Annotated in this window: 25 protein-coding genes, 1 tRNA gene and 3 pseudogenes; 13 read left to right on the plus strand and 16 right to left on the minus strand. The window is 69.2% G+C overall.

The window, feature by feature from the left end; genetic code table 11:
* Window positions 1–789: 789 nt before the first annotated feature.
* Window positions 790–863: transfer RNA gene (locus PBV52_RS26040), tRNA-Gly, on the minus strand.
* A 561-nt stretch (window positions 864–1,424) separates the two neighbouring features.
* On the opposite strand from PBV52_RS26040, the gene dcd reads away from it, so the two are divergent.
* Together dcd and PBV52_RS26050 are read left to right on the plus strand one after the other, a co-directional pair.
* Complete coding sequence (gene dcd / locus PBV52_RS26045; RefSeq protein WP_274241424.1) at window positions 1,425–2,000, plus strand: dCTP deaminase; 576 nt, start codon at window positions 1,425–1,427, stop codon at window positions 1,998–2,000.
* A 20-nt stretch (window positions 2,001–2,020) separates the two neighbouring features.
* Window positions 2,021–2,563, plus strand: coding sequence for a phosphoribosyltransferase (locus PBV52_RS26050; RefSeq protein WP_274241425.1), 543 nt, complete (start codon window positions 2,021–2,023; stop codon window positions 2,561–2,563).
* 26 nt (window positions 2,564–2,589) lie between these two features.
* Here PBV52_RS26050 and PBV52_RS26055 read toward each other — a convergent pair whose 3' ends face one another.
* The 6 genes from PBV52_RS26055 to PBV52_RS26080 all read right to left on the minus strand — a co-directional run bounded on the left by PBV52_RS26055 (window position 2,590) and on the right by PBV52_RS26080 (window position 9,103).
* The gene (locus PBV52_RS26055; protein WP_274249578.1) at window positions 2,590–3,735 is read right to left on the minus strand and encodes an RNA polymerase sigma factor; all 1,146 of its coding nucleotides are present in this window, start codon (window positions 3,733–3,735) and stop codon (window positions 2,590–2,592) included.
* Between the two features lie 8 nt (window positions 3,736–3,743).
* Window positions 3,744–4,151 carry a YciI family protein gene (locus PBV52_RS26060; RefSeq protein WP_274241426.1) on the minus strand — a complete coding sequence of 136 codons (408 nt, stop codon included), beginning with the start codon at window positions 4,149–4,151 and terminating at the stop codon, window positions 3,744–3,746.
* A 173-nt stretch (window positions 4,152–4,324) separates the two neighbouring features.
* Window positions 4,325–5,350 carry a Yip1 family protein gene (locus PBV52_RS26065; RefSeq protein WP_274241427.1) on the minus strand — a complete coding sequence of 342 codons (1,026 nt, stop codon included), beginning with the start codon at window positions 5,348–5,350 and terminating at the stop codon, window positions 4,325–4,327.
* Window positions 5,351–5,441: 91 nt separating this feature from the next.
* Window positions 5,442–6,878 carry an FG-GAP-like repeat-containing protein gene (locus PBV52_RS26070; RefSeq protein WP_274241428.1) on the minus strand — a complete coding sequence of 479 codons (1,437 nt, stop codon included), beginning with the start codon at window positions 6,876–6,878 and terminating at the stop codon, window positions 5,442–5,444.
* 132 nt (window positions 6,879–7,010) lie between these two features.
* Complete coding sequence (locus PBV52_RS26075) at window positions 7,011–8,498, minus strand: VCBS repeat-containing protein (RefSeq protein ID WP_274241429.1); 1,488 nt, start codon at window positions 8,496–8,498, stop codon at window positions 7,011–7,013.
* 209 nt (window positions 8,499–8,707) lie between these two features.
* Window positions 8,708–9,103: an ATP-binding protein gene (locus tag PBV52_RS26080; protein ID WP_274241431.1), complete on the minus strand. Its 396-nt coding sequence runs from the start codon at window positions 9,101–9,103 to the stop codon at window positions 8,708–8,710.
* A 179-nt stretch (window positions 9,104–9,282) separates the two neighbouring features.
* On the opposite strand from PBV52_RS26080, the gene PBV52_RS26085 reads away from it, so the two are divergent.
* Window positions 9,283–10,125 (plus strand): Scr1 family TA system antitoxin-like transcriptional regulator, encoded by an 843-nt coding sequence (locus tag PBV52_RS26085; RefSeq protein WP_274241433.1) that lies wholly within the window; start codon window positions 9,283–9,285, stop codon window positions 10,123–10,125.
* An 11-nt stretch (window positions 10,126–10,136) separates the two neighbouring features.
* Window positions 10,137–10,319, plus strand: coding sequence for a DUF397 domain-containing protein (locus PBV52_RS26090; protein WP_274241434.1), 183 nt, complete (start codon window positions 10,137–10,139; stop codon window positions 10,317–10,319).
* 23 nt (window positions 10,320–10,342) lie between these two features.
* On the opposite strand, the gene PBV52_RS26095 is transcribed toward PBV52_RS26090, so the two are convergent.
* Entirely contained in the window at window positions 10,343–10,975 is a 633-nt protein-coding gene (locus tag PBV52_RS26095) for a TetR/AcrR family transcriptional regulator (protein WP_274241436.1), read from the minus strand.
* A gap of 77 nt (window positions 10,976–11,052) precedes the next feature.
* Between PBV52_RS26095 and PBV52_RS26100 the strand changes: the two genes are divergently transcribed.
* The 3 genes and pseudogenes from PBV52_RS26100 to PBV52_RS51830 all read left to right on the plus strand — a co-directional run.
* Window positions 11,053–12,210, plus strand: coding sequence for an FAD-dependent monooxygenase (locus PBV52_RS26100; RefSeq protein WP_274241437.1), 1,158 nt, complete (start codon window positions 11,053–11,055; stop codon window positions 12,208–12,210).
* 147 nt (window positions 12,211–12,357) lie between these two features.
* Window positions 12,358–12,420 (plus strand): annotated as a pseudogene (locus PBV52_RS51825) (hypothetical protein); the annotation flags it as partial.
* Between the two features lie 31 nt (window positions 12,421–12,451).
* Window positions 12,452–12,778 (plus strand): annotated as a pseudogene (locus PBV52_RS51830) (transposase); the annotation flags it as partial.
* A gap of 53 nt (window positions 12,779–12,831) precedes the next feature.
* Here PBV52_RS51830 and PBV52_RS26110 read toward each other — a convergent pair.
* Both PBV52_RS26110 and PBV52_RS26115 read right to left on the minus strand, forming a co-directional pair.
* Window positions 12,832–13,449, minus strand: coding sequence for a hypothetical protein (locus PBV52_RS26110; RefSeq protein WP_274250025.1), 618 nt, complete (start codon window positions 13,447–13,449; stop codon window positions 12,832–12,834).
* A 407-nt stretch (window positions 13,450–13,856) separates the two neighbouring features.
* On the minus strand, window positions 13,857–14,495 hold the full coding sequence (locus tag PBV52_RS26115; RefSeq protein ID WP_274241438.1) for a hypothetical protein: 639 nt from the start codon (window positions 14,493–14,495) through the stop codon (window positions 13,857–13,859).
* A gap of 308 nt (window positions 14,496–14,803) precedes the next feature.
* Here PBV52_RS26115 and PBV52_RS26120 point away from each other — a divergent pair, with 308 nt between their 5' ends.
* Window positions 14,804–15,688, plus strand: a complete 885-nt coding sequence (locus PBV52_RS26120) for an esterase family protein (RefSeq protein ID WP_274241439.1) — start codon at window positions 14,804–14,806, stop codon at window positions 15,686–15,688.
* On the opposite strand, the pseudogene PBV52_RS26125 reads toward PBV52_RS26120, so the two are convergent.
* Together PBV52_RS26125 and PBV52_RS26130 are read right to left on the minus strand one after the other, a co-directional pair.
* Window positions 15,661–15,919: pseudogene (locus tag PBV52_RS26125) on the minus strand (IS110 family transposase); the annotation flags it as partial. The gene PBV52_RS26120 and the pseudogene PBV52_RS26125 sit on opposite strands and share 28 nt — an antisense overlap.
* 16 nt (window positions 15,920–15,935) lie before the next feature.
* Entirely contained in the window at window positions 15,936–16,502 is a 567-nt protein-coding gene (locus tag PBV52_RS26130; RefSeq protein WP_274241441.1) for a hypothetical protein, read from the minus strand.
* Between the two features lie 212 nt (window positions 16,503–16,714).
* Here PBV52_RS26130 and PBV52_RS26135 point away from each other — a divergent pair, with 212 nt between their 5' ends.
* Window positions 16,715–17,749, plus strand: a complete 1,035-nt coding sequence (locus PBV52_RS26135; protein WP_274241442.1) for a glycoside hydrolase family 5 protein — start codon at window positions 16,715–16,717, stop codon at window positions 17,747–17,749.
* Between the two features lie 136 nt (window positions 17,750–17,885).
* Here the strand turns inward: PBV52_RS26135 and PBV52_RS26140 are convergent, their stop codons facing one another.
* Window positions 17,886–18,563 (minus strand): HNH endonuclease family protein, encoded by a 678-nt coding sequence (locus PBV52_RS26140; RefSeq protein ID WP_274241444.1) that lies wholly within the window; start codon window positions 18,561–18,563, stop codon window positions 17,886–17,888.
* 141 nt (window positions 18,564–18,704) lie between these two features.
* Window positions 18,705–20,039: an FG-GAP repeat domain-containing protein gene (locus PBV52_RS26145; protein ID WP_373921908.1), complete on the minus strand. Its 1,335-nt coding sequence runs from the start codon at window positions 20,037–20,039 to the stop codon at window positions 18,705–18,707.
* A gap of 256 nt (window positions 20,040–20,295) precedes the next feature.
* On the opposite strand from PBV52_RS26145, the gene PBV52_RS26150 reads away from it, so the two are divergent.
* Window positions 20,296–20,961 (plus strand): DUF5701 family protein, encoded by a 666-nt coding sequence (locus tag PBV52_RS26150; RefSeq protein WP_274241447.1) that lies wholly within the window; start codon window positions 20,296–20,298, stop codon window positions 20,959–20,961.
* A gap of 74 nt (window positions 20,962–21,035) precedes the next feature.
* Here the strand turns inward: PBV52_RS26150 and PBV52_RS26155 are convergent, their stop codons facing one another.
* Window positions 21,036–21,515 (minus strand): Rrf2 family transcriptional regulator, encoded by a 480-nt coding sequence (locus PBV52_RS26155; RefSeq protein ID WP_274249582.1) that lies wholly within the window; start codon window positions 21,513–21,515, stop codon window positions 21,036–21,038.
* 235 nt (window positions 21,516–21,750) lie between these two features.
* On the opposite strand from PBV52_RS26155, the gene PBV52_RS26160 reads away from it, so the two are divergent.
* Together PBV52_RS26160 and PBV52_RS26165 are read left to right on the plus strand one after the other, a co-directional pair.
* Complete coding sequence (locus PBV52_RS26160) at window positions 21,751–22,479, plus strand: SDR family oxidoreductase (RefSeq protein ID WP_274241448.1); 729 nt, start codon at window positions 21,751–21,753, stop codon at window positions 22,477–22,479.
* A gap of 12 nt (window positions 22,480–22,491) precedes the next feature.
* Window positions 22,492–22,824 carry a hypothetical protein gene (locus tag PBV52_RS26165; RefSeq protein WP_274241449.1) on the plus strand — a complete coding sequence of 111 codons (333 nt, stop codon included), beginning with the start codon at window positions 22,492–22,494 and terminating at the stop codon, window positions 22,822–22,824.
* 31 nt (window positions 22,825–22,855) lie between these two features.
* On the opposite strand, the gene PBV52_RS26170 is transcribed toward PBV52_RS26165, so the two are convergent.
* The gene (locus PBV52_RS26170; protein ID WP_274249584.1) at window positions 22,856–23,296 is read right to left on the minus strand and encodes a GNAT family N-acetyltransferase; all 441 of its coding nucleotides are present in this window, start codon (window positions 23,294–23,296) and stop codon (window positions 22,856–22,858) included.
* Window positions 23,297–23,400: 104 nt separating this feature from the next.
* Between PBV52_RS26170 and PBV52_RS26175 the strand changes: the two genes are divergently transcribed.
* Complete coding sequence (locus PBV52_RS26175; RefSeq protein WP_274241451.1) at window positions 23,401–23,574, plus strand: Chromate resistance protein ChrB; 174 nt, start codon at window positions 23,401–23,403, stop codon at window positions 23,572–23,574.
* Window positions 23,575–23,595 lie beyond the last annotated feature (21 nt).

The following is a 23,595-nucleotide window of genomic DNA, read 5'->3' on the forward strand; positions in this document are numbered from 1 at the left end:
CGGCCAGCTGTCACTGCAGTGAGCGGCTGAGGGCATGTCCGCCGGCTGGCTTCCGTAGGCGCCTGTTCTACGCGAGAAGCCTCGGCGATGAAGTCGTCGTCGAAGCACTCCCGGTATTCGGGGGCGACTCGTGCGGCCTGTCCGACGAGGTCGCCCTTCTCGGAGTACGCCGTAGATCGGTCCAACTCGGTGGCGGGCGTGGCGCTGAGGTCTCCGAGATCATCGGGGACGGGCTTCCCGCGCTGCGGGATGCTCGGGTCTCCGACGAGGGCCCGAGGAACGCGCACTGCGCGAGCCTGGTCGCTCAGCGCGAGGGCCTCTGTCCGGTTGGACCGGCACGTGGCCTCGTCCTGGTCTTCCTGTCAGGTGTTCCAGGCGCACGAATCCAAGCCGGTCAATAGAGGCCAGGGCGCAAGCGCAAGGCCGGCGCGGACCGTCCGTTGCTTCCGCCCGCGGTCTTCGAGAGCGGCCGTACCTGGTGGACATGGCGCGCATTGTGAGGCACCGGCTCAGGCCCCGGACCGAACGCGGCCAAAGCTAGGGATGTTCACCGCTCATCAAGTCGCCCTTTGCGCGTGCGACTTGGCCGCCGTTTGCTCAACGTGTGACTCAGATCACCGAAAATGGATCTCGCTATTTGAGACGCGGCGGCACCATAGGCCCTGAATTCGAACCTGGAGGTCCCGGAATGGGCGTTTCACCTCGACTTAGGGCGCGCAGAGGGCACGCCGCCCTAAAATTGGTCTATGCAACAAACAAACCCCAGGCCACTGACCTGGGGTTTCATCATGGAGCGGGTGACGAGAATCGAACTCGCGCTCTCAGCTTGGGAAGCTGATGTTCTACCATTAAACTACACCCGCGTAAGACGCCCGCCCCGTGATCATCCGGAGGCGGTGTCCGATCGCCTGGTCACTGTACCCCATCACCGGCCCCCGGCGCTGACGCCGTGGGGCCTGAGTGCGTTTCAGGGGGGCGGGATGTGGCTGCGGGGGAACGGAGTTGGGGCGTACGGTGGAGGGGTGGGAGAGGGTCTCGGCGGGGGCGGAGTGCCGCCTGGAGGGCCGTCCCTTTGATCCCGTAATGTGGCCTCTCGTCGTCAGGCAGGTAGCAGCCGACGCGGCTCTTGGGGAAGGGACTCTAGGACTTGATGGAGCGCACCGTCGTCCGTTGTGCCGATGGGCACGTGTTCAGCACCACTTCGTTCCCGATGCAGCAGGCCGAGCGACTCGGCCCGGGCCGGCTCCTCCGGTGTCCCCGGTGTGCTCGGCTCCGCAGTGTGGTGCCGGTGACGCTGGAGAAGCGGTAACGGTAACGGGAGCGGCAGCGGGAGCAGGTGCCGCAGCAGTAACAGCAGGTGCAGTGCCGGGCGCGCGGGCGGTCACGATTGTGGCCGTTCCGCGCGCCTTGCGTATCCTCGGGGCGTGCTTCTCTCAGACAAGGACATCCGGGCCGAGATCGACGCCGGGCGGGTACGGATCGATCCCTACGACGAATCCATGGTGCAGCCGTCGAGCGTCGATGTGCGGCTGGACCGCTACTTCCGGGTGTTCGAGAACCACCGGTACCCGCACATCGACCCCTCCGTCGAGCAGGCTGACCTGACCCGGCTCGTGGAGCCCGAGGGCGACGAGCCGTTCATCCTGCACCCCGGGGAGTTCGTTCTGGCCTCTACGTACGAGGTCATCACGCTCCCCGATGATCTTGCCTCCCGGCTGGAGGGGAAGTCCTCGCTCGGGCGGCTCGGGCTGGTCACCCACTCCACCGCCGGGTTCATCGACCCGGGGTTCAGTGGCCATGTCACCCTCGAGCTCTCCAACCTCGCCACCCTGCCGATCAAGCTCTGGCCCGGCATGAAGATCGGCCAGCTGTGCATGTTCCGGCTCAGCTCGCCCGCCGAGTTCCCGTACGGGAGCGAGCGGTACGGGTCCCGGTACCAGGGGCAGCGCGGGCCGACCGCCTCCCGGTCCTTCAAGAACTTCCATCGGACTCAGGTGTGAGCGGCGGTAGGAGTGGCGGGATGAGCAGCGAGATGAGCAGCGGTACGAGCGATGCCGTGGGTGTGCGGGAGAATCTGACCTACGAGCGGTTCGGTGTCGCCGTCCGCGAGCTCGCGCAGACCATCGCCGACGACGGGTACGAGCCGGACATCGTGCTCAGCATCGCCCGCGGTGGCGTGTTCGTCGCCGGCGGTCTCGCCTACGCCCTCGACTGCAAGAACCTCCACCTCGTGAACGTGGAGTTCTATACGGGCGTGGGGACCACCCTCGACATGCCCGTCATGCTCGCTCCCGTCCCCAACGCGATCGACTTCACCGACAAGAAGGTCCTGATCGCCGACGACGTCGCCGACACCGGCAAGACGCTGAAGCTCGTGCACGACTTCTGCCTCGACCATGTCGCCGAGGTGCGGTCCGCCGTGATCTATGAGAAGTCCCACTCCCTCGTGAAGTGCGAGTACGTGTGGAAGCGCACCGATGAGTGGATCAACTTCCCGTGGAGTGTGCTGCCTCCCGTGCAGAAGCCGGGAGAGGCGCTCAGGGAGAACAAGGAAGCCATCTGACCCTCTGACCCGCGCCCGGGGCATGGTCAGTGGTGCCGGCGGGCGTTGAGGCGGGCGGCCTCGCGGGTCAGGTGGTTGCGTTCGGCGAGGTTGGGGGCCTTGTGGGCCGCCTCGGTGTACAGACGTGCCGCCGTCGTCAGGTCGCCGTCGCGCTCGTGCAGGTACGCCGCCACTGCCGCGTGGCGGGGCAGTGAGGCGTCCAGCTCCGCGAGTGCCGCAAGGCCGGCGCGGGGTCCGTCGGCCTCGCCGACGGCTACCGCGCGGTTGAGCCGGACGACCGGGCTGTCCGTCAGGCGCGTGAGCTCGTCGTACCACTCGACGATCTGCACCCAGTCGGTCTCCTCGGCGGCGGGCGCGTCGGCGTGGAGGGCCGCTATGGCGGCCTGGGCCTGGAACTCGCCCAGCCGGTCCCGGGCCAGGGCCGACTGGAGGATCTCGATGCCCTCGGCGATCAACTTCGTGTCCCAGCGGCCGCGGTCCTGCTCGGCCAGCGGCACCAGGCTGCCGTCGGGCGCGGTCCGGGCCGCGCGCCGGGCGTGGTGGAGCAGCATGAGGGCGAGCAGCCCCGCCACCTCGGGGTGGTCGATCGCGGCCGCGAGCTGCCGGGTGAGCCGGATGGCCTCGGCGGCGAGGTCGACGTCACCGGAGTAGCCCTCGTTGAAGACCAGGTAGAGGACGCGCAGCACGGTGGCGACGTCGCCGGGCCGGTCGAACCGTACGCCGGAGACGGTGCGCTTGGCCCGGCTGATGCGTTGCGCCATGGTCGCCTCGGGCACCAGGTAGGCCTGGGCGATCTGGCGGGTGGTGAGTCCGCCGACGGCACGCAGGGTGAGCGCGACGGCGGACGACGGCGTCAGCGACGGGTGGGCGCACAGGAAGTAGAGCTGGAGTGTGTCGTCGACGGCGGGTGCGGGTCCGGGCGCAGGTTCCTCGTCGACGAGGTCCTCGCGCCGTCGGCGGGCGGTGTCCGCCCGGGCCTGGTCGAGGAACTTGCGCCAGGCCACGGTGACCAGCCAGCCCTTCGGGTCGCGCGGCGGGTCGGCCGGCCAGACGCGGACCGCCTCGACCAGCGCGTCCTGCACGGCGTCCTCGGCCGCCGCGAAGTCGGCTCCGCGGCGGACGAGGATGGCGAGCACGCTGGGCGTGAGGCTCCGGAGCAGGACCTCGTTCATCGCAGAGGTCACTCCGTGATGGTGGGCGACACGCCGTAGAACGGGCGCAGCTCGAGCCACTCGTGGATCGGCTTCCCGCCCGCCCCGGGGGCGGCCGACAGCTCCCCGGCCAGTTCGACCGCGCGCTCGTAGCTGTCGACGTCGATCACCATCCAGCCGGCGATGAGGTCCTTGGTCTCGGCGAACGGGCCGTCGGTGACCGGCGGGCGCCCCTCACCGTCGTACCGGACCCACGTCCCCTCGGGAGCGAGCGCCTGACCGTCGACGAACTCGCCGGTCTTCTCGAGCCGGGCCGCGAAGTCGTTCATGTACTGCATGTGCGCCGAGATCTCCTCGGGCGTCCACTGGTCCATCGGCACGTTGTTCACCGGAGCCGGAGCGCCGCGGTAGTGCTTCAGCAGCAGGTACTTGGCCATCGGGGTTCTCCTCGGTCTGGTGCGACCCATTGTGGTCGCGTTCACCCCGGGGACGGAGCCAGGTGCGGGTTCTCGACATCGTCGTCCAAGATTTTTTGAAACGAAGGGCCCCCGGCGCGGACGCCGGGGGCCCTTACGTATGTCGATGGGATCTGGAACGTACCCGGTGGGCTCTAGAACGTGCCCAGCTTCACGATCGACAGCAGCGCGACCAGCTGGATCGCGCTCGCGCCCAGCGCCTTCGGCCAGGGCAGGTCGTGGGACTTGGAGACCATCAGGGTGAGCAGGGTGCCCGCCGCCACCCACGTCGCCCAGCCCAGGGCCTGGACGAACGTCGCGTCGCCGCCGGCGAACATCGCGAAGACCAGGCGGGGCGCGTCGGTCAGGGACATGATCAGCATGGACAGGCCGACCGTGGGCTGCCAGGCCCCGTCGCCGCCCAGCTGGCGGGCCAGGGTGTGGGTGACCACGCCCAGGACGAAGGACGACAGGACCATCGCCACGGCCGTCGTCAGGACGATCGGGACCGCGTTCGACAGGGTCGCGTTGATCGCGTCGTTCCGCGCGCCGTCGAAGCCGAAGACCGCCAGCAGGCCGTACAGGAAGGTCACGACGAGGGCGGGGCCCCACATCGTGTAGTCCCGCATCTGGAGGAAGGTCTGGCCGGGGGAGAGGACGATGCCCCGCAGCAGGGCCTTCCAGTGCAGTCGGGGGCCGACCGGGCCGGCCGGGGCCGCGCCCGCCTGGTAGGTCTCGCCCTGGGTGTAGGGGTCCTCGCCGACCGAGAAGGCCTGGGTGTGGCCCGGGTTGTTCGCCGCGTACGGGTCCGGGGCGCCGCCCTGGCCGTGCGGGTAGCCGCCGTCGCCGAAGTACTCCGGCTCGCCGTGACCACCCTGACCACCGTGGCCGCCGGCGCCGTAACCGCCGTGGCCTGCGCCGCCGTTCGCCTGCGGCCAACCGCCTGCGCCGCCGCCCGAGCCGCCGTACGGCTGCTGCGGCGGCGGGGGATAGCCGTACGACGGTCCCTGGGGCGCCTGCTGCCCGTACGGAGGTTGTTGGGGGCGCGTTTGCGGGGTGCCGTTGTTCCGGCTGCCCCGTCCGATCCTGAATCCAGCCACGTCTTCGAACGTACCTGGTCCCGGAGAATCGCGTGCCGGGCCCTCCGGTTCGGGCCCGGCTTTGCGGCCGAGCTGTGACATCCCCTAAGGGAAGCCGGGGGACAGCTCAGGGAACGGTCAGGGAGCGGTCGGGGAGCGGTCGGGGAAACGCCGCCAGGGCTGAATGCGCGGGTCAGCCCGCCAGTACGTCGCCGAAGTACGCGTCGCCCGCCGGGCCGCCCACCGTGGCGGCGCCGAAGGTCCTGGCGCCGGTGGCGGTGATACCGGAGGTGCTGGACTTGAAGAGCCAGACGGCGCCGTCACCGGTGTTCTCGTTCACCGCGCTCGCGACGAGCTCCGCGCGGCCGTTGCCGTCGATGTCCGTGAGGTGGACCGCGCTGCCGAAGTTGTCCAGCCGCTCGGCCGTACCGGGGACACCCGAGCTGTCCTGGCTGAAGACCTTGGCGCCGCTGCCCGTCAGACCGGACGCCGAACCGCGCAGGACCGCGAACGAGCCCGCCTTGTAGACCGAGCCGACGGCCTCGTTCTCGATGCCGACCGCGATGTCCGCGTACCCGTCGCCGTTGGTGTCGCCCGCCGCGAGGCTCCAGCCGAAGCCGTCGCCCTTCTCGGCGGCGCCCGGGACGCCCGTCGTGTCCTGGGTGATCTTGACCGGGGTGCGGGTGGACAGGCCCGTGTCGGCGCCGTACGTCACCGTGACCGCGCCGCCGAGGCCGCCGTCGGGCTCGGCCGGCGACTTCTCCATGAAGTTGCCGGTGACGATGTCGCCGTAGCCGTCCTTGTTCACGTCGGCGATCACCGCGTCGTAGCCGCCCGCGAGCTCGCCGCGCAGCTGCAGACCGTCCGCCCCGCCGATGAAGAGGGCGCTGCGGGTGCGGTAGTAGCCGGAGTCGGTGTCCTCCTGGCCCATGATGAGGAGGTCGGTGGCGCCGTCGCCGTTGACCCTGCCCGCGACGATCTTGTCGACGCCCATGCCCGCCTCGGCGGACGCACCGATGGACTCGGCGTAACTGGCCGCGCCGGTACGGGAGATGGGGCCGTGGAAGATGTTCAGGTCCGGGTAGGCGATGTTCGCGGCCGCCAGGTCGGTGTCCCCGTCGCCGTCGAAGTCGCCGGTGGCGATGGACCAGCCGAGCTCGTTGCGGTTCTCGGGGAGGGGCGAGGAGATGTCTGTGGCGGTCTTCAGGCCGGTGGAGCCGCCCCAGATCACCGTCAGCACTCCGGAGTCGCCGGTCGAGCCGATCCGCTCGGCGTGCACGCCCACGATCAGGTCGGTGTAGCCGTCGGCGTCCAGGTCGCCGGTGGTCAGACGGTCGCCGAAGTAGTCGTACGACTCCGGGACGCCCGGGATGCCGTCGGTGGCCTGGCTGATGATCTGCCGCTTGCCGGTGTCGAGGCCGCTCGCGGTGCCGTAGACGACGGCGACGTAACCGGCGCCCGTCTTGCCGCCGACCTTGGCGATGGGGGCGGCGATGGCGACATCGCGGTAGCCGTCGCCGTTGAAGTCGCCGGACAGGCCCGAGGGGGCGGCGGAGGCGGAGGCGGCCGGGAGGGCGGTGAGCAGGCCGGTGGTGAGGGCGGCGGCGAGGAGGAGGGGGCGCTTGCGCAAGGTGGTGCTCCTGGGAAGGGGGGCGGCGGACTGGGGCCGGGCCCGTGGGGACGAACGGGCCCGGCCGGTCGAGCTGTACGACCGGCCGTACGACCGAGCCGTACGACCGAGCAGTACGGCGTCTCGGTGCGCTCAGTCCGCGAAGTTGGCGCCGAAGTACGGCGTGCCCGTCGTCGAGACGCCCGAGGTGCTCGGGGCGATGGAACGGGAGCCGGTGGTGGTGATCTTCGAGCCGTCGGAGGGCAGGTAGGTGACCCCGCCGTTGCCGTCGTTCTCGGCGGAGCCCGCGATCAGGTCGGCCTTGCCGTCGCCGGTGACGTCGTCGAGCTTGAGGTCGATGCCGAACATGTCGTCGTCCTCGTCGTCGCCGGGGACGCCCGCGGTGCTCTGCGCGAAGGACTGCGCGCCGGCGGAGGTGTTCAGACCGCTCGCGCTGCCGTACAGGACGGTGACGGCGCCGGTGTTCGCGGCGCTGCCGATGTTCTCGCCGGCGACGCCGATGGCGAGGTCGAGGAAGCCGTCGCCGTTGATGTCGCCGAGGTCGAGCTCGTAGCCGAACCAGTCGTTGGTCTCCGAGGCGCCGGGGACGTTGCCGGTGTCCTGGGTGATGCCGGTGACCGAGCCGGGGCCGTTCACCGTGCCGTACGTCACCCAGACCTTGCCGCCCTTGGCGGAGTCCGGGATGGAGGTGCCGTCGCTGGTGGTGGCGTTCCACTGGGCGCCGCTGACGATGTCGCCGAAGCCGTCGCCGTTGATGTCGCCGATCGCGGTGATCACACCGGGCTTGATGGTCTGGATGTTGGCCATGGCCAGGCCGCTGGAGGCGCCGGGGATGTAGTAGTTCTGGTTCCAGCCGTAGTCGGTCTGGTACTCGTAGCCGTCGACGACCAGGTCGGTGCGGCCGTCGCCGTTGACGTCACCGGCGCTCAGGTTCAGCGGGCCGTTCGCGTCCGAGCCCATGATCGGGGGCTTGATGGTGTAGCGGCCGCCCGCGACGCCGGAGGAGTTGAAGCCGCCCTTGAAGACGTAGAGGGTGGCGTTGTTGCTGCCGACGGCCAGGTCGGCCTTGCCGTCGCCGTCGAAGTCGCCGGCCGCGAGGTTCTTGCCCCAGCGGTCGTGCGAGGAGGGGGCCGGGTCGGCGATCGTGACGCCCTTGCCGGTGATGCCGGAGGCGGAGCCCCACAGGATGGCCAGGCCACCGCCGTCGACGTCGCTGCCGACGTCCTCGCCCGCCGCGCCCACGGCGATGTCGTCGTAGCCGTCGCCGTTGAAGTCGGCGTAGGCGGTGTCGTAGCCGAAGTGGTCCCCGGCTTCGGCGGTACCGGGCGATCCGGTGGTGTTCTGGCTGATCGTGTGGCGCTTGGCGGACGAGACGCCGGTCGCGGTGCCGTAGAGGACGACGAGCTGGCCGGCCTCCTTCTTGCCGCTCACATAGGCGCCGTCGGCGGAGAAGGCCACGTCGCCGATGCCGTCGCCGTTGAAGTCGGCGTGCGGGACGGTGGTGGAGTCGGCGGCGGTCGCCGTGGACGCCGCGAACGAGAGCAGACCGCCGGTGAGCGCGGCCGCGGTGGCCGTCGCGAGGGCGAGTCGTGCGGTGCGGCGCGGGTGGTGCTTGTGCATGCGGGTTCTCCTGCTGCATGCGGGGATGCCTGGCGGGGCATCCGCAGTTCGGTGGGGTGCGGACCGTTTCGTGTTCGCCGGGAGTTGTCCTCGGGTTCACGTGGCGGTCGGCGATCAGGAGACCGGTGGTGGGGCTCAAGGGTTGTACGTGAGTTCGGTAAATCTTTGGGTTCGCTGGGGGCTGCTCGTCTGCGCATCTGCTCCTCTGCTCATCGTGGCTTGGCGTCCAGTTCGCACCAGACGTATTTGCCTTCTCCGCCTTGAGCGCCGTTGACCTGGAACCAGCCCCAGTCGTCGGCGTAGGCGTGGATGAGCTGGAGGCCGCGGCCGGCTTCGTCGTCTGCGGGGGCTTGGGTCGGTGGTGTGGGGTCGGTGTCCCAGGCGCCGAGGCGGAAGGAGGGGCCGGACTGGCGGAGTTTCAGAGCGGCGGGGCCCTTGGTGTGTCTGATGGCGTTGCCGAGGAGCTCGGAGGCGAGGAGCTGGGCCGGCTCGACGAGGGTGGGGAGGTGGTGGGTGGTGAGGATGTCGGTGAGGGTGCGGCGGGAGATGGCTACGGCTCGGGGGTCGTGGGGGATGTAGAGGGTGTATTCCCAGGTGGGGGGCATGGTTCTCCCTGTGGTGTGGGGCCGGGCGGTGGCTCCGTCAGCCGCGCGGAGGCAGGGCGCGGTGATGCACTTCCGTTCCGGGGAGTGGTTGGTGCGTCACTGACGGTAGGGGGTTCAATTGAACCCCGTCAAGCGCAACGGGATACTGGGGTCCTCAACTCTCAGAAGGAGACGGGGATATGCCGGCACGGAGCGTCATCACGGCTCGCCAGGAGCGGCTTGGCGCTGAGCTGCGCAAACTCCGAGAGAGGGCAGGGCTCAGCGGCCGGGAGGCGGCCCGTACGTTGGGGATCGCCGAGAGCAAGCTCTCCGCGACGGAGGTTGCGCGGGTTGGGGTGAGTGCTGAGCGCGTACGGCACTGGGCCAGCCGGTACGCGTGTGCTGACGCCGCTCTTGTCGACGCCCTGGCGGCCATGGCAACGGAGCGCGGGCGGGGTTGGTGGGAGGAGTACCGGGGGCGAGTGCCGTCGGGCTACCTGGACGTAGCCGAACTGGAGCATCACTCCCTCGAGTTGAGGACCTTCCAGAGTGTGCTCATTCCTGCGCTGTTGCAGACCGAGGAACAGATCCGGGCGATCTTCACCTCAACGGTGCCGAAGCTGTCTCCGGAGGAGATCGACGTGCGGACGCGCTTCCGGCTGCGGCGCCAGGGCGTCCTGGGCGGGATCGGCTACCTGGCCGTAGTTCACGAGGCCGCACTGCGGATCCGAGCGGCTGATGAGAAGGTCGCCCGCGCTCAGCTGCTGCACATCCTGGAGCAGTCCGAGCGGCAACAAGTCACCGTCCGCGTGGTCCCGTTCGATGTGGACGGATTCGCTGGGATCGACACGCCGTTGGTGTATGCGAGAGGTCCTGTTCCCCAGTTGGACACGGTCCTCGCGGACACGCCCCATGGCGGTGCATTGCTGGACGCGGAGGCGCAGCTCAACCGGTATCGGGCGATCCTCGGCGCGATCGAGGAGGTGGCTCTGGGCGTCGTAGAGTCGAGGGACTTCATCCATCGCCTCGCTCAGCAGATGTGAAAGGTCCCGACATGGCACAGGACACCGTCTGGCAGAAGTCCTCTTTCTCCGGCGGCGGTGACTCCTCCGACTGCGTCGAACTCGCCGCGCGCCAAGGCGCCGTCCTCCTCCGGGAGAGCGACGATCCCGGGACCGTACTCGAAGCCTCCCGTCCCCAAGTCACGGCCCTCATACGCCACCTGCGCACTGCGTGACCGGTCGTTCCTGACTGATCGTTTCAGAATGAGGGCGTGGGCGGCGCGGGCAGATGAGGCCGCAGGCCGGTTCGAGCGGGACCGTGGACGCCCGGGTCTTCACGTAGCGCAGCGCCGACCAGTCCTTCGAGGGCCTCGCGCGGTACTTCGCCGCCGTTCACCAGCTGGTCGAAGACCAGTCCGTCAATGCAGGTCAGCAGGATGTGGGTGCGATTCTCGACGTCTGTCACCCCATGCGCGGTGAGGAACAGCCGGACGGCCTCGCGGCCGGCGTTCTCGCGAGGTACGAGGATCTCGCGCAGCTCAGGGTCGCGCACGCTCTCGACGGCGCAGGCGTAGCGGGCGAGCGAGCGGCGGCGGCCCTCGCCGGTGAGTCGCTGCCGGGTGAGTAGCGCGATGCCGTCCACGAGTTCCTCGACGGTGCGCAGGGGTGGAAGTTCTTCGGCCATCGTTTGCAGTTCTGCCTGGTCGACTTGGACCAGGCGTGTGACCAGTGCGGTGAGCAGTGCGGCACGGGTGCGGAAGTAGGCCGACGTGGTGCCGGGCGGCATGGCCGCTTTGCGATCGACTGCACGGTGGGTCAGGCCGCGGATCCCTTCGTCGGCGAGTACGTCGAGAGCCGCGTCCGCGAGGAGGGTGCGCCGATCGGAAGTCATGGCTCCTTTCTACACCTGTAGAGCCTCGGGGTAGGGTTTACGCCTTCTACAGGTGTAGAAGGGATGGGGGCTTCGGTATGGGCAACACGGCAGTGGTGGTCGGAGGGGGCATCGGCGGGCTGGCTGCGGCGATCGGCCTGCGCCGCATCGGATGGGAAGTAACGGTCGTCGAGCGTGCGGCCATGCTTGAGGACGCGGGAGCGGGCATCTCGCTGGCAGCCAACGGCCTGCGGGCACTGGACGAACTCGGCGTCGGCGAGGTGGTCCGGGGTGCCTCGCGAGGCCAGTACAGCGGCGGCACCCGCACGCCACAGGGTGGTTGGCTGGCCAGGATGGACGGCTCGGCGCTGGAGAAGGCGGTGGGCACGCCGATCATGGGCATCCCCCGCTTCACCTTGCACCGACTGCTTCGCGACTCCCTGCCCGCCGAGTCACTGCTGACCGGCTCCGAGGCGGACTCGGTCAAGCAACTCGGCCCCGGGACGGTTCGAGTCCGCTGCGGCGACACGGTCCTGGATGCCGATCTGGTGGTGGCGGCCGATGGCGTCGGCAGCACAGTGCGCAGCCATCTCTTCCCAGCCCACCCCGGCCCGGTCTACAGCGGCTCCACGGTGCTGCGCGCCATCACCGAGCAGGCGGTCGACCTGCGCACAGACTTCGAGCTGGCCTGGGGGCACGGGGCCGAGTTCGGGCACATCGCCTTCCGCGACGGGCGGGCCGAGTGGCACGCCGTCCTCAGCCTCCCCGCCAGGACGCGGTTCGCCGACCCGCTGGCCGAACTGCGCAGACGATTCCACGCCTGGCACGACCCGATCCCCGCCCTGCTCGACGCGACCCGGCCCGCCGCCGTGCTGCACCACGACGTGAACGAACTCCGCACGCCGCTCCCCTCATACACGGTCGGCCGGACCGCGCTGCTCGGCGATGCGGCACACGCGATGACCCCCAATCTCGGACAAGGCGCCTGCCAGGCACTGGAGGACGCGGTCACCCTGGCCGCCGCGCTCGCCACCGAGCCCACCGTCGAGGCCGCACTCGCCCGCTACGACGCCGAGCGCCGACCGCGCAGCCAGGCCGTCGCGCGGGCCGCCCGGCAGGCAGGGCGGATGGGTCAGCAGCTCTCCCACCCACTGGCCGTCGCCCTGCGGAACACGGCAATGCGGCTGACCCCCTCCCGCGCCGCAACGCGCATGATCCTGCGGCACCACACCTGGGTCCCACCACAACTGAGCTGATCCGGTCCAAGTGCGTATTGATCTCGTTCCGGACGACCTGTGGGAGCGGGTGGCTTCACTGTTGCCGCGTGCTCCCGAACGCAGTTACCGCTGTCCCGGTCGCCTGCGTGTTCCCGACCGGACGGCGCTCGCTGGCGTCATGTGTACGTGCTGCGGAGTGGTGTCGCATGGCGCAACGTCCCGACGGAGACCGTAGGTTGCTCCGGGATGACGGCGTGGCGCCGGCTGCGGGACTGGACCAATGCCGGCGTCTGGCCGCGTCTGCACGCGGCCCTGCTGGCCGAGTTGCGAGGCGCCGGCCGGCTGGACCTGGACGACTGTGCCGTGGACGGGTCGCACGTCCGGGCCCTCAAGGGGGGATCACGTCGGCCCCTCACCTGTCGACCGCGCTCGTGCCGGCTCCAAACACCATCTGATCGTCGACCGCCACGGGACCCCGCCTGCCGTCACACTCACCGGCGGCAACCGCCACGACGTCACCCAGCTCATGCCGCTGCTGGACTCGGTCCCACCGGTCCGGGGCCTGCGAGGACGGCCCCGCCGCAAGCCCCGGCGCCTGTACGCGGACCGGGGCAGAGCAGGCCCTTCGGCCGATCAGATCAGGCAACCGCCCGATGAGACCTACCCGTCGACGTGCTCGGACCACCAGCCTCGGTCGGCTTGCCACTCCTGGAACCAGGCCACGAAGTCGGCCTCAGGCTCGTTTTCCTGCCCCACATCCGCGTACGGAGCCGCGCATCCATCCCCTAGCCACCAGACCCGGCCTCGCTGAGACCCCGTGACCACGAGTACCCAGAACTCGCAGTCGCGGTTGCCACCCAGGAGAACCGAGCCGTTCTGGTAGATGCCGTGGAGTAGAGGTGAGTGCTCATCGTGGTCGTAGTAGTCGTACTCCCACTGCCACTCCTCCGCCAGCGGGAACGGCTCGGTGAAATTGCGCTCAGTCGTTCCATCGAATGGTTCGGGGCTGAGCCAACAATCGGCCTTCCAGCTCTGCCAGTTCTCAGGCAGGTTTCCCAACGGAAGGAGCCGGTGAGCCATGGATGCACCCTCCGACGAACCGTTGGAAACCTCCGCGGCGAACGTACGGTAGGGCTCTGGTAGCTCGATGCCGTGAGCGGCTTCCCACGCCCGTACGCCAGCCCAGCCGAGGGGAGACCGTCGAAGATCTCCGGGGACAGCATCGCTGAGGGCAGAGATCGCACTTCTCAAGGGGTGCTGCTCTGAACCGACTGTCATGCGCCTAGTGAACTCCAGGCCGGACAGCGAAAGCCCCGCCCGGGTGCGACAAGAGTCAGTTGCCTCACCGCCACCGTAGGACCGTGCCACTCTCGTGCCAGAACGGGCCTGGGCTCACGGGGAACACCGGGGAACCAGCCCGCCGCCCGCCAAGCGCCAGCACTGCCCTGCCGCAGCTCAGCCAGTGAACCGCTACGAGTCGCCTCAGCTTCCCAAGCTGAGAACCTCAATCTCCCGCTGACGTTTACTGTCCGCTCCGCGACCCGGTGGCGATCGAGTATGTCTGCTTGACCCAACGGTTGGTCGTGGATCACCTGTTCACTGCGGGAGGCATGCCAGCACTGGCGCACACGACACTCGTTCGGACAGCCGACAAGCACCCTGCTCATGGGCCCACACAGTCGTGCTCACTGTCGTCGGCGGTCGTCGCCCACAGGCTCCGTATCCCCCGAGGCATCCGCGTCGCCAGATGGAAGCCTGCGGCGCACCACCATGGCAATCACGGCAGCGATGGCGCTGACGGATACGGCCAGCCCGCCCAACCCGTTGACTGCGCTGGTCACCCGTTGCCACAGATCCTTGGCCCAGGAAGACCAGCCGCTGTCACTGGCCGGCGGTGCATTCACGTCGACCTGCCATGTCAAGGGCGGTCTCTCGGCGAGCACAGTGTCGCTGTCGCGGAAGTAGGAGGTCATGGTGAGAGCCATGCTGATCAGCCCTGGACGCTGGGCGCTCACCTCCCACACCCAGGTGGCCTGGTCGCCCTTGGAGAGGACGTTCTGTCGCTCCGACGACAGCGGCGCGCACCGCACGCCGCCACCCGAGCAACGGAGCTTCATTCCGATCTGCGCACCCGCGTCCACCACGGACTGCGACTCACCGGCCCGGGGCCGGACCCGTCCATGCGGGATCGTGACTTTGAACTCGCGGGGTCGCGTGTCCGCTCTGAGATCCAGGACCAGCGGGTTCGTATGGACAACGGCGACCTCATATAGGTCCTGGCGCGCCAGCTCAATCTCTTCGACGTAGGCTTCCTGCGCGCGCATGGGCGGCCCTTCCACACACGCGCCACACCCGTCGTCCTCCTCCTGCAGGACCGTGTACGCCCCATAGGTAAGGATGATCAGAAACCCGATCACCACCCAGGGTAAGCAGCCTCTTCTCATTACGGCCCCGTTCGCACAAGACTCGGCGCCAGCGCTTTGCCGCACAGGACGCGAGGCGAGAGCTTATCGTGGCCAGTTGGGATGCTCATTGGGATGCTCAGGTGGCTTCCCAATGGAGAAGTCAGGCCGTCTGGGATAGGCCCTAAACCCCTTTGAGACGGTTCGCGATCTCTCCTAGGTTGGCCCGGGTGACGATCGAGGTGCCCTACCAGCCAATTCCGGTTGACCAGTCGGACGTTCGCTACGCCCACGGCCCCGACTCGGCTCTACAACCGGGCGTACCTGTCGGGAAGACGATCGAGTTCGACTGGAACGACAGCGCGATCTACCCGGGCACGTCACGGAAGTTCTGGGTCCATGTGCCCGCGCGGTACGACCCCGCCGAGCCGGCGTCGCTGATGGTGTTCCAGGACGGATGGTGGTACCTGGACCCCGGTGGGGAGGTCCGCGGCGCGATAGTCCTGGACAACCTCGTCCACCGCGGGGACATCCCGGTGACCATCGGCGTGTTCGTCGATCCCGGCGTCTTCCCCGACGCTGAGGATCCGAAGAACCGCAACACCGAGTACGACGCATACGACGACTCGTATGTCGGCTTCCTCCTGAACGAGATCATCCCCGAGGTCAGGAAGCACTACTCGATCGCCGAGGACCCCGATCAGTGGGGCATCTGCGGTGGCAGTAGCGGCGGCAACTGCGCCTTTACCGCGGCGTGGCTGCGCCCGGACAAGTTCCGCCGCGTCATCGGGTACCTGTCCAGCTTCGCGCAGATGCCGGACGGCAACCCGTACCCCGAAGTCATTCCCCGCGTTCCCCGCAAGCCGCTGCGGATTTTCCTGCAGGCGGGCCATCGTGACCTGCGCTGGAACGAGCCCGAGGCGAACTGGCTCGCCGACAACTTGCGGGTCGCGGCAGCGCTCGCAGAAGCCGGATACGACTTCCGCCTCGTCCTGGGTGATGGCGGCCACAGCCCCAACCACGGTGGTGTCCTGCTCCCCGATGCCCTGCGCTGGTTGTGGCGGTCTGATGATCGCCCGAACCAGCCGGTGGGCTTGGGCGGAGCGACTTCGTAGAAGCGGCCGTCCGGGATCAGGGCCCACAGGACGTTGACTCTGCGGCGGGCAAGGGCGAACACGGCCTGGGAATGGCATATGGCGTTTGTGCTCGGCGCGCTTGTGGTCGTCATACGTCCGGGAGTTGGGGTCGTAGCGCACGCTCGGCAGGGCGGACATGTAGAAGACGCGCTGGAGCCCCAGGTGGTAGCGGCGCGGCGGGTGCAGGTTGCCGTTCCGCTTCCCGGAATCGTGCAGTTCTGTAGAGCTACGGATCAGAAGGCTCCTGAGCAGGCCGCCACGGCGGAGGCCAAGGCGCCTCGCGCACGGGACCCAGCTCGGCTATCTGCAGGCTCCGCCGAGCATGCTGGTAGAACTCGGCCCGGGCAGCTCGGTAGTCGTTGAAAGCCAGAGCCCACGATGAGGGGGTGCCTGCCAACTGACCACGAGCGAGCCACTCAAGGTGCCACACACACCTGTTGAGCTTTTGCACCGCCTCAGCGGTCGCAGCGTTGGTCAGGAGAGTGAGGCCCTCCACCATGGCCGCCCGACGGCCTTCGGCATTCGCGGCTTGCTCCAACTCCGCCTCGGTCGGTTCCACAGGTGCCGGATGGTTGGTGAGTCCGCGGTGGGCGGCAAGCCGTTGGTAGCGCGTAGCGCACTCCTTCACCGCGTACCCGTATTCGCTGTACGCCTGCAGGAGCTGGCTGTCCCAGCGGATCTCCTGCTGCCTGCGCCAACGGCTGCGTTCGGCGAGTGCCCCCACCACATAGGACATCAGGCCACCCACCACTACGCCCAGCAGCGTGGGTAGTTGATCAAGGATCCCGCTCATACGCCCCCCAGTCCTGAGACATCTGGGGACTCCATACCCGCGCCAGGACCGTCGACGTCGACGGTCCTGGCGCGGTCGTCGAGATTCATGTTGAAACTTTGTGTGCAGATGTGTTGACCTCTGTTCGGATCATCTTCTAGTTTGCGGGAGCTATCCAGCCATCGACCGTGTCTGCGAGTTTTCGCGAACGCAACCGATCAGAAGGGGACGCCGTGTCACGAAAGAACCACCGCCGGACAGCTTGCCTCGGTGCATTGCTGGCCTGCGCCACGGCGTTCGGGGGAGCACTCGCCTCCCCCGCGTCCGCCTCCGCCACGTCCGGCGCGGCGGCCGTGATCCCCGTCAGTGACTTCCACGGGGTCAACTGGGCGGATCCGCGCGACAACTACGCCGATGACGCCGTCGTGCCTTCGGGGCTGTCGACCTCCGACAGCTACGCCACCACCTACGCCAAGTCCAAGGCGATCATCGGCGGGTTCGCCAAGCTGGGGGCCAACACGGTCCGGCTGCCGGTCAACCCGACCTCCGTCAACGGCCCCTTCTGGAAGTCGTACAAGGGAGCGATCGACGCCGCCACCGACAAGGGGTTCAAGGTCATCCTGGGCTACTGGGAGGCCGACAACGCCAAGGACGGCAAGATCGACAACCAGGCCGCCTACGACCAGATGTGGGCGCGGATCACCTCCGCCTACGTGGGCAACTCCCGGGTGTACTTCGAGCCGATGAACGAGCCGTTCGGCTACACCTCCCAGGAGTGGCGCGACATCGCCGCCCGCTGGGTGACGACCCACCGTGCCGTGCCCCGCGACCGGATCCTCGTCGGAGGGGTCAAGTACAGCGAGGACGTCAAGCCCGTGTGCGCCGACAGCCGGCTGAACGGCACGCGGCTGGCCCTGCACAACTACGGCTTCTGGCACACCGACTGGACCAGCTCCGACCAGTGGAAGCAGGACTTCAAGGCGCGTATCGGCGACTGCGCTTCGCGCACCATCCTGGATGAGTTCGGCGCCACCATGACCTCCGGCCTGAACTACACCGGGCCGATCAACGGCTCCAGCGAGATCGCCTACATCCAGGCGGCGACCGACACCATCCGTGAACTGGGCCTCGGCTCGGTCTACTGGCCCGGCCTGCGCAGCGGAGACACCTACTCCCTCACCACCCTCCAGGGCACGGGCACCAACCTCAGCCTGCAGCTGAACAACCAGAGCGGGCTGGACCGCCTGCACTGGGCCTGGAGGCAGTAACCGGCGGGTCCCGAGTCCCGGGTCCAGGGACCCCCAGGAGCGCCCTCGTGGTTGAGCCGCGAGGGCGCTCCGGCGTGGGGAGAGCGGATGGTCAGCCAGTCCCGGCGCGCGGCACGGGCTTCCCGAGCTCTGGGCTCTACGCCGCGGGTTGGTAGGTCACGGTCGTGCTGGGGCACGCTTCCGCGAGCTGGGTGAGTGCTTCGAGTTCGGCGGCGTCGGCGGTCAGTCCCCAGCGGAGCTTGGTCGCGATCCACTCCGAGGTGTAGCGGCACGTGACCTCGACGGCCGGCGGCAGCCATTGGGCCGGGTCCTGGTCGGCCTTGCTGCGGTTCGAGGCCGCGGAGACGGCGACGAGGGAGGGGTGGACGGCGAGGTCGTTGGCGTATGCCTCACGCCGCTGGGCGGTCCATTGGGATGCTCCGGAGTCCCAGGCCTCGGCGAGCGGAACCATGTGGTCGACGTCCAGGGCGGAGGCCGAGGTGAGCCACTTGGCGTCGTAGTACGACCACCAGCGGCCTCCGGAGAGCTTGCAGCCGGGGAGGACCTGGGGGCGTTCGACCGCCTCGGCGAGCAGCACCTCCGCTCGGGTGTTGCAGCCGTCGGTGGGGTTCTGGCCCGCGTTCCAGTGCTTGAAGCTCGTGCGCTGGTAGCCGTCCCGCACCTCTGCCGCGAGCGGGAGGAGGTGGACGGAGGCCGCCATCGGGAGCGTGGAGGTCTCCAGGGCGCGGTCATGTGCATGAGCCGGTGCGGGTGCTGCGAGGGGCGCGAGGAGGAGTGCGGCCGCGGTGGCGGCTCGTCTGAGTTTCTTGATCACGCATCGCAGAATTGACTGCACATAACTCGTTCGAGGGATTCGACTCGAACGAATGAGCCAAGTGGATGTCTTAGTTCACCGGACAGGTGTGCCATGGGGCATCCAATGGGGGGACATGGTTGTACATGTGTTCGGCGGGGGCTACCGCGCCAGGAACTCCGAGCTGGAGAACCTGACCGACGGCTTTGCCGCCACCAGTCCCTCCTCCCGCGCCGTCCCCGGGTACACGGCCACCGTGTCCTTCGTCTCGCCGGCGAACGTCCGCACCACCAGGTCCGCCCGCCCGTCCCCGTCGTAGTCGCCGACCGCCACGACGCGCGTGGTGCCCTGTGCGGGCGGCTGCACGGTCACCATGCCCGCCGCCGCGATCCCTGTCGTACGGCCTCGGAAGACACGCAACTGCGAGCCGCTGGAGACGAGTTCGCTCAGCCCGTCGCCGTCGAAGTCGGCGGCGTCGAGCACGGAGCCGGGGACTGCGAGGGTTCCGCGTGCGGCCGTTGCCGGGAGGTCGTAGCGCAGGGATGTTCCGTCCATCGTGCCGATCGCCGCGTCGAGGGCGCCCTTGCCCTTGCCGAAGGCGCCGAGGGCTACGTCGATGCCGGCGGGGAGGACGACTCCGGTGCGGGTGGGTCCGGCCGGGCCGCCGAGGACCACCGCTGATTTTCCTGTGCCCTGTGCCGTACGGACCACCAGGTCGTCGTATCCGTCGCGGTCGACGTCGGCCGCCGGGCCCGTGGGGGCGTTGCCGGGTGCCGGGATGGGGGCGGCTGCTGCCTTGGGCTTGCCCTTGCGGGTGAACGGGCCCTGGAGGAAGGACAGTTGGACGTCCGACGCGTGGACGACCAGGTCCTGCGCGCCGTCGCCGTCGAAGTCGCCGCACACCGGCTGGTCGGGCCAGTCGTTGCCGGCGCGGGCGGCGGCGGGGATGGTGAGTTTGACCGCCTTGCCGGTGAGGCCGTTCGGGGAGCCGAAGAGGAGTTGGAGAGGGACCGGGGGTTGGCCCTGGCCGTCGTAGGGCGGGTCGGTGGAGATGACCAGGTCCGTGAAGCCGTCGCCGTTCAGGTCGCAGGTCGCCTCCGCGTCGAAGACGGCGGGGAGTTGGCCCTTCGTCGGGGCCGCCTGCCGCTGCGGGCTGAGCAACTGCCGTGCGCCCGGGGTGAGTCCGCGCTCGCCGCCGTAGACGATGCCGATGCCCGGGTCGTCGGCGTGGGCCTGGGACTTGACCAGGTCGTTGAGGACGAGGTCGCGGTGGCCGTCGCCGTTGAAGTCGTCGGCGGTCTTGCTGCCCTTGCCGTGGGGGACGGGGAGTCGGGCGGGGGCGTCGGCTATCTGGACGGAAGTGTGCGGAGTCGGCTCGGCGTTGTCGCTGTGCTGGGTGGGGCCGCAGGCGGCCAGGGCGAGGATGCCGACGGCGCCGAGAGTGCCGAGCGTGCTGGTCCTGGCCGCCGTACACTTCCCGCTTCTTCGCGCGCGCACCGCTCACCTCGCCAGCACCAGGGTCAACAACTGGGTAATCATGCACGCGTTCGAGAGGGGGCGACAGTCCCTGTGCCGGGATGAGTGATGTGCGGGTGTGGCCAACGGGAACATTCCGGCAGAACGACCCGTTGACCTCAGGTCCACCCGCTGCCGCGAACCGCGAACCGCGAACCGCGAACCGCGAACCGCGAACCGCGAACCGCGAACCGCGAACCGCGAACCGCGAACCGCGAACCGTGAACCGAGGAGTCCTGTGACCGACAGTTCGTCCCACGCCACCGTGACCTCGCTCCCGCCGCTCACCACCCAGGCAGAGCGCCTGATCGAGCTCGGGGTGCACGAGCTCGCGGGGATACCCGCCGACGAGCTGCGCACCTTCGCGCAGGACGCCGGTGGCGGAGGCGGCGACACGCTGCTCGCCGTCCATCCGGACCGCGCCCCCGCGTCCGCCCTCGCCCCGCTGCTCCGTCACGACGGCAAGCCCGGTTTCGTGGTCGTCGACATGCCCGACGTCGACGGTTTCGCGCCCGACACCGTCGAGCTGCCCGACGCCTCCGACGCCCCGCTCTACGTCGTCACCGGCCTCGACCGCGGCGACCGCATGGCCAACTGGAGCCCGGAAGAGGCGCTGCCCGCCCTGGCCCAAGAGGACCGCACCCCGCTGCTGCTCACCGAAGGCATCCACTGGGTGCTCCAGCAGCCGCCGATCCTTGAGCGCAACCGCTGCTTCATGACCATCGGCTCCCGGCTGCGCAAGACGAACGGCGCCCTGGACGCCCGTACCCCGGCGATCTGGATCAGCAACGGCACTGGCCGCGACGGCCGCGAGCGGCGCAACGCCCCGAAGGTCGGCTGGTGTTGGTGGGGCAACCGCCACACGTGGCTGGGCTTCGCGTCCGGTACGGGCCGTAGCTCCTAGGTAGTAGCCACTACCAGTAGGTACTGGCTACTACCAGCTGCTCCCAGCTACTACCTCGGTCTCCGCCCGCGCTCTCAGCCCTGCGACGCCGTGGTCAGCCACGCGCCGACGCGGGGCAGTGCGGCGGGGCCGGACGTGGCGCCGACGTCCTGGACCAGGTCGGCGATCGAGACGGCCCGCAGCGCTTCTCGCCAGGCCGCGTCCGCCCCGGCCATCGCTCGGGCGATGGGGCAAGGCGTGGTGCACGCCTCGGCCGGGGTGGCCAGCGGGCCGCGCTGGCGGATCTCCGTGCAGGTGAACGCAGGGCCGGGGCCGTCGACCGCTTCGACCACGTCGAGCACGGTGATCGAGGCGGCCTCCCGGGTGAGCACGTAGCCGCCCGCCTTGCCCTGGACCGAGCGGACGAGCCCGGCCCGGGAGAGGGCCTGGAGCTGTTTGGCCAGGTAGCTCGGCGACACGTCGTGCAGCTCCGCCAGCTTGGTCGCCGGGACGGGCTCGTCGACCGACGTGAGCACGACGCAGCAATGCAGGGCCCACTCGACTCCGCCGGACATCTTCACTCGACCACTCTAATCAGGCTCTCCCGCGAGGCTCTCCCGTGGCCGGGCCCCGCCGTCAGGCTCTCCACCAGGCTCTCCACCAGGCTCTCTCCTCCCGACCGGTTGACTCGGACAGGTGATGTCCGAGTATAGTCTCGGATAGAGCGTGTCCGAGTTTGGTGGTGGATGCCGCACCCATGCGGTGGTTCATATGCCACATTGCGGATATCCCACCGACGAAAGGCATGTCATGAAGTTCGCGGTCATCGGCGGTACCGGACTCATCGGGTCGCAAGTCGTCAGGAATCTGAACGCCGCCGGGCACGAGGCGGTACCGCACTCGCAGTCCACCGGAGTCGACGTCATCACCGGCCAGGGACTGGACGAGGCGGTGGCGGGAGCGGACGTCGTCGTCAACCTGACGAACTCCCCGACCTTCGACGACGCCTCCCCGGCCTTCTTCCAGACCTCGATGGAGAACCTGCTGGCCGCGGCCCGGAAGGGGGGCGTCGGCCACTTCGTCGTCCTCTCGATCGTCGGCGTGGACCAGGTGCCGGAGCTGGACTACTACCGGGCCAAGACGCTCCAGGAGGAGATCCTCGCGGCCGGGCCGATCCCCTACTCGATCGTCCGGGCGACGCAGTTCATGGAGTTCATGGACGCCGTGCTGTCCTGGACCGCCGACGGCGACACCGTCCGGTTGCCCGCCACGCCGATCCAGCCCATCGCCGCCGCGGACGTGGCCCAGGCGGTGACGGAGGTCGCCGCGGGCGCCCCGCTGAACGGCATCCGCAACATCGGCGGCCCCGAGATCTTCCCCCTGGACGAGCTGGGCCGGATCACCCTGTCCCACAAGGGCGACAGCCGTACGGTCGTCACCGACCCCACCGCCGGCATGTTCGCCGCCGTCCAGGGCGACGTCCTCACCGACAAGGACGCCCGACTCGCCCCCACGCGCTACGCCGACTGGCTCTCCTGAGGGCGCTCACAGATGACTGCTCCGGATCCTGACAGCGCGTTCGACGGCGGCTGGATCATCGACGTCAATCTGCGGCCGTTGTGTGAATCGGTCGCCGGGTTCGCGGGATACGAGTTCGACGACTCGGACTGGCAGGCCGTCGAGACCGCCCTGCCGGGGACGGACGTCGAGCGGTCCGACTGGTACGACTGCCCGTTGTCGGGCCGGGTGCCGCTGACCCTGTTCGTCGCGGCCGACCCGGGATCCAGCGTGGTCTTCGTCAGGTTCGCAGGAGAGCCCGACGACCGCACCAAGGCACAGATCGAGGCGGCGCTGTACATCTTCGCGATGTGGGAACTGACCTGACGGCACCACTGCTCGGCCCCGTTGCCGCCCATCAGCCCCGCTCACGCACCATGAACACGTCCACCGGGTCCTCGGTCTCGACGGTGAACCCGTGCCGCTCGTACAGCCGTCGGGCCGCGCTGCCCCGCAGCACGTTCAACCGGACGAGGACGCCGCGGCGGTCGCACCGCTCCAGCAGCTCGCGCAGCACGCCCGAGCCGATGCCGCTGCCCTGAAGGTGCGGGGCCAGATAGAAGTGCTCCAGCCAGTGGGCGTCCTCGGCCGGTCGCAGCGCCACACAGCCGGCGAACGCACCGCCCACCTCTATCACCCAGGTGTGGGACGGATCGAAGCCGTCCCGCAGCCGCTGCCGCACCCGCTGCTCGTCGTACCGGCCGAGCCGTTGCAGATCCGCCCGCAGCACCACGGCACGCAACTCGGCCACCGCCTCGACGTCCGCCACCGATGCCTGCCGAATGCCCCAGTCCGCCATGATCACCACGCTAGCGCGCACGCGAGGGCTCCTGCCCGGCCGCCTCCTACCGTGGCGGATGCGACGGTTGCTACGTTCTCCTGTGTGCGGGCCGGGGCGAGGCGGTGTCGTCGGCGGCGACCGGGCGTGGGGCGCAGGACGGGTGGCGGTTGCGGGCGATGTTCACGGCTGCCCGCTCCGCGGACTGGGGCGAGTTCCTCGCCGACTGCGGCAAGTTCGAGCGTGAGCTGGGCAGAGCCCCCGCCAACCCAGCCCCCAAGGACGGCGAGGACAGATGACCGCAACGCCCGACCGGCAAG

This window comes from Streptomyces sp. T12 (assembly GCF_028736035.1).
Taxonomy (GTDB): Bacteria; Actinomycetota; Actinomycetes; order Streptomycetales; family Streptomycetaceae; genus Streptomyces.

Coding starts and splice junctions, on each gene's coding strand:
- PBV52_RS26050 (WP_274241425.1), top strand. CDS start 2,021: ATGAGCAGCGAGATGAGCAGCGGTACGAGCGATGCCGTGGGTGTGCGG.
- PBV52_RS26055 (WP_274249578.1), bottom strand. CDS start 3,735: ATGAACGAGGTCCTGCTCCGGAGCCTCACGCCCAGCGTGCTCGCCATC.
- PBV52_RS26060 (WP_274241426.1), bottom strand. CDS start 4,151: ATGGCCAAGTACCTGCTGCTGAAGCACTACCGCGGCGCTCCGGCTCCG.
- PBV52_RS26065 (WP_274241427.1), bottom strand. CDS start 5,350: ATGTCACAGCTCGGCCGCAAAGCCGGGCCCGAACCGGAGGGCCCGGCA.
- PBV52_RS26075 (WP_274241429.1), bottom strand. CDS start 8,498: ATGCACAAGCACCACCCGCGCCGCACCGCACGACTCGCCCTCGCGACG.
- PBV52_RS26080 (WP_274241431.1), bottom strand. CDS start 9,103: ATGCCCCCCACCTGGGAATACACCCTCTACATCCCCCACGACCCCCGA.
- PBV52_RS26085 (WP_274241433.1), top strand. CDS start 9,283: ATGCCGGCACGGAGCGTCATCACGGCTCGCCAGGAGCGGCTTGGCGCT.
- PBV52_RS26090 (WP_274241434.1), top strand. CDS start 10,137: ATGGCACAGGACACCGTCTGGCAGAAGTCCTCTTTCTCCGGCGGCGGT.
- PBV52_RS26095 (WP_274241436.1), bottom strand. CDS start 10,975: ATGACTTCCGATCGGCGCACCCTCCTCGCGGACGCGGCTCTCGACGTA.
- PBV52_RS26100 (WP_274241437.1), top strand. CDS start 11,053: ATGGGCAACACGGCAGTGGTGGTCGGAGGGGGCATCGGCGGGCTGGCT.
- PBV52_RS26110 (WP_274250025.1), bottom strand. CDS start 13,449: ATGACAGTCGGTTCAGAGCAGCACCCCTTGAGAAGTGCGATCTCTGCC.
- PBV52_RS26115 (WP_274241438.1), bottom strand. CDS start 14,495: ATGCGCGCGCAGGAAGCCTACGTCGAAGAGATTGAGCTGGCGCGCCAG.
- PBV52_RS26130 (WP_274241441.1), bottom strand. CDS start 16,502: ATGAGCGGGATCCTTGATCAACTACCCACGCTGCTGGGCGTAGTGGTG.
- PBV52_RS26155 (WP_274249582.1), bottom strand. CDS start 21,515: ATGTCCGGCGGAGTCGAGTGGGCCCTGCATTGCTGCGTCGTGCTCACG.
- PBV52_RS26160 (WP_274241448.1), top strand. CDS start 21,751: ATGAAGTTCGCGGTCATCGGCGGTACCGGACTCATCGGGTCGCAAGTC.
- PBV52_RS26165 (WP_274241449.1), top strand. CDS start 22,492: ATGACTGCTCCGGATCCTGACAGCGCGTTCGACGGCGGCTGGATCATC.
- PBV52_RS26170 (WP_274249584.1), bottom strand. CDS start 23,296: ATGGCGGACTGGGGCATTCGGCAGGCATCGGTGGCGGACGTCGAGGCG.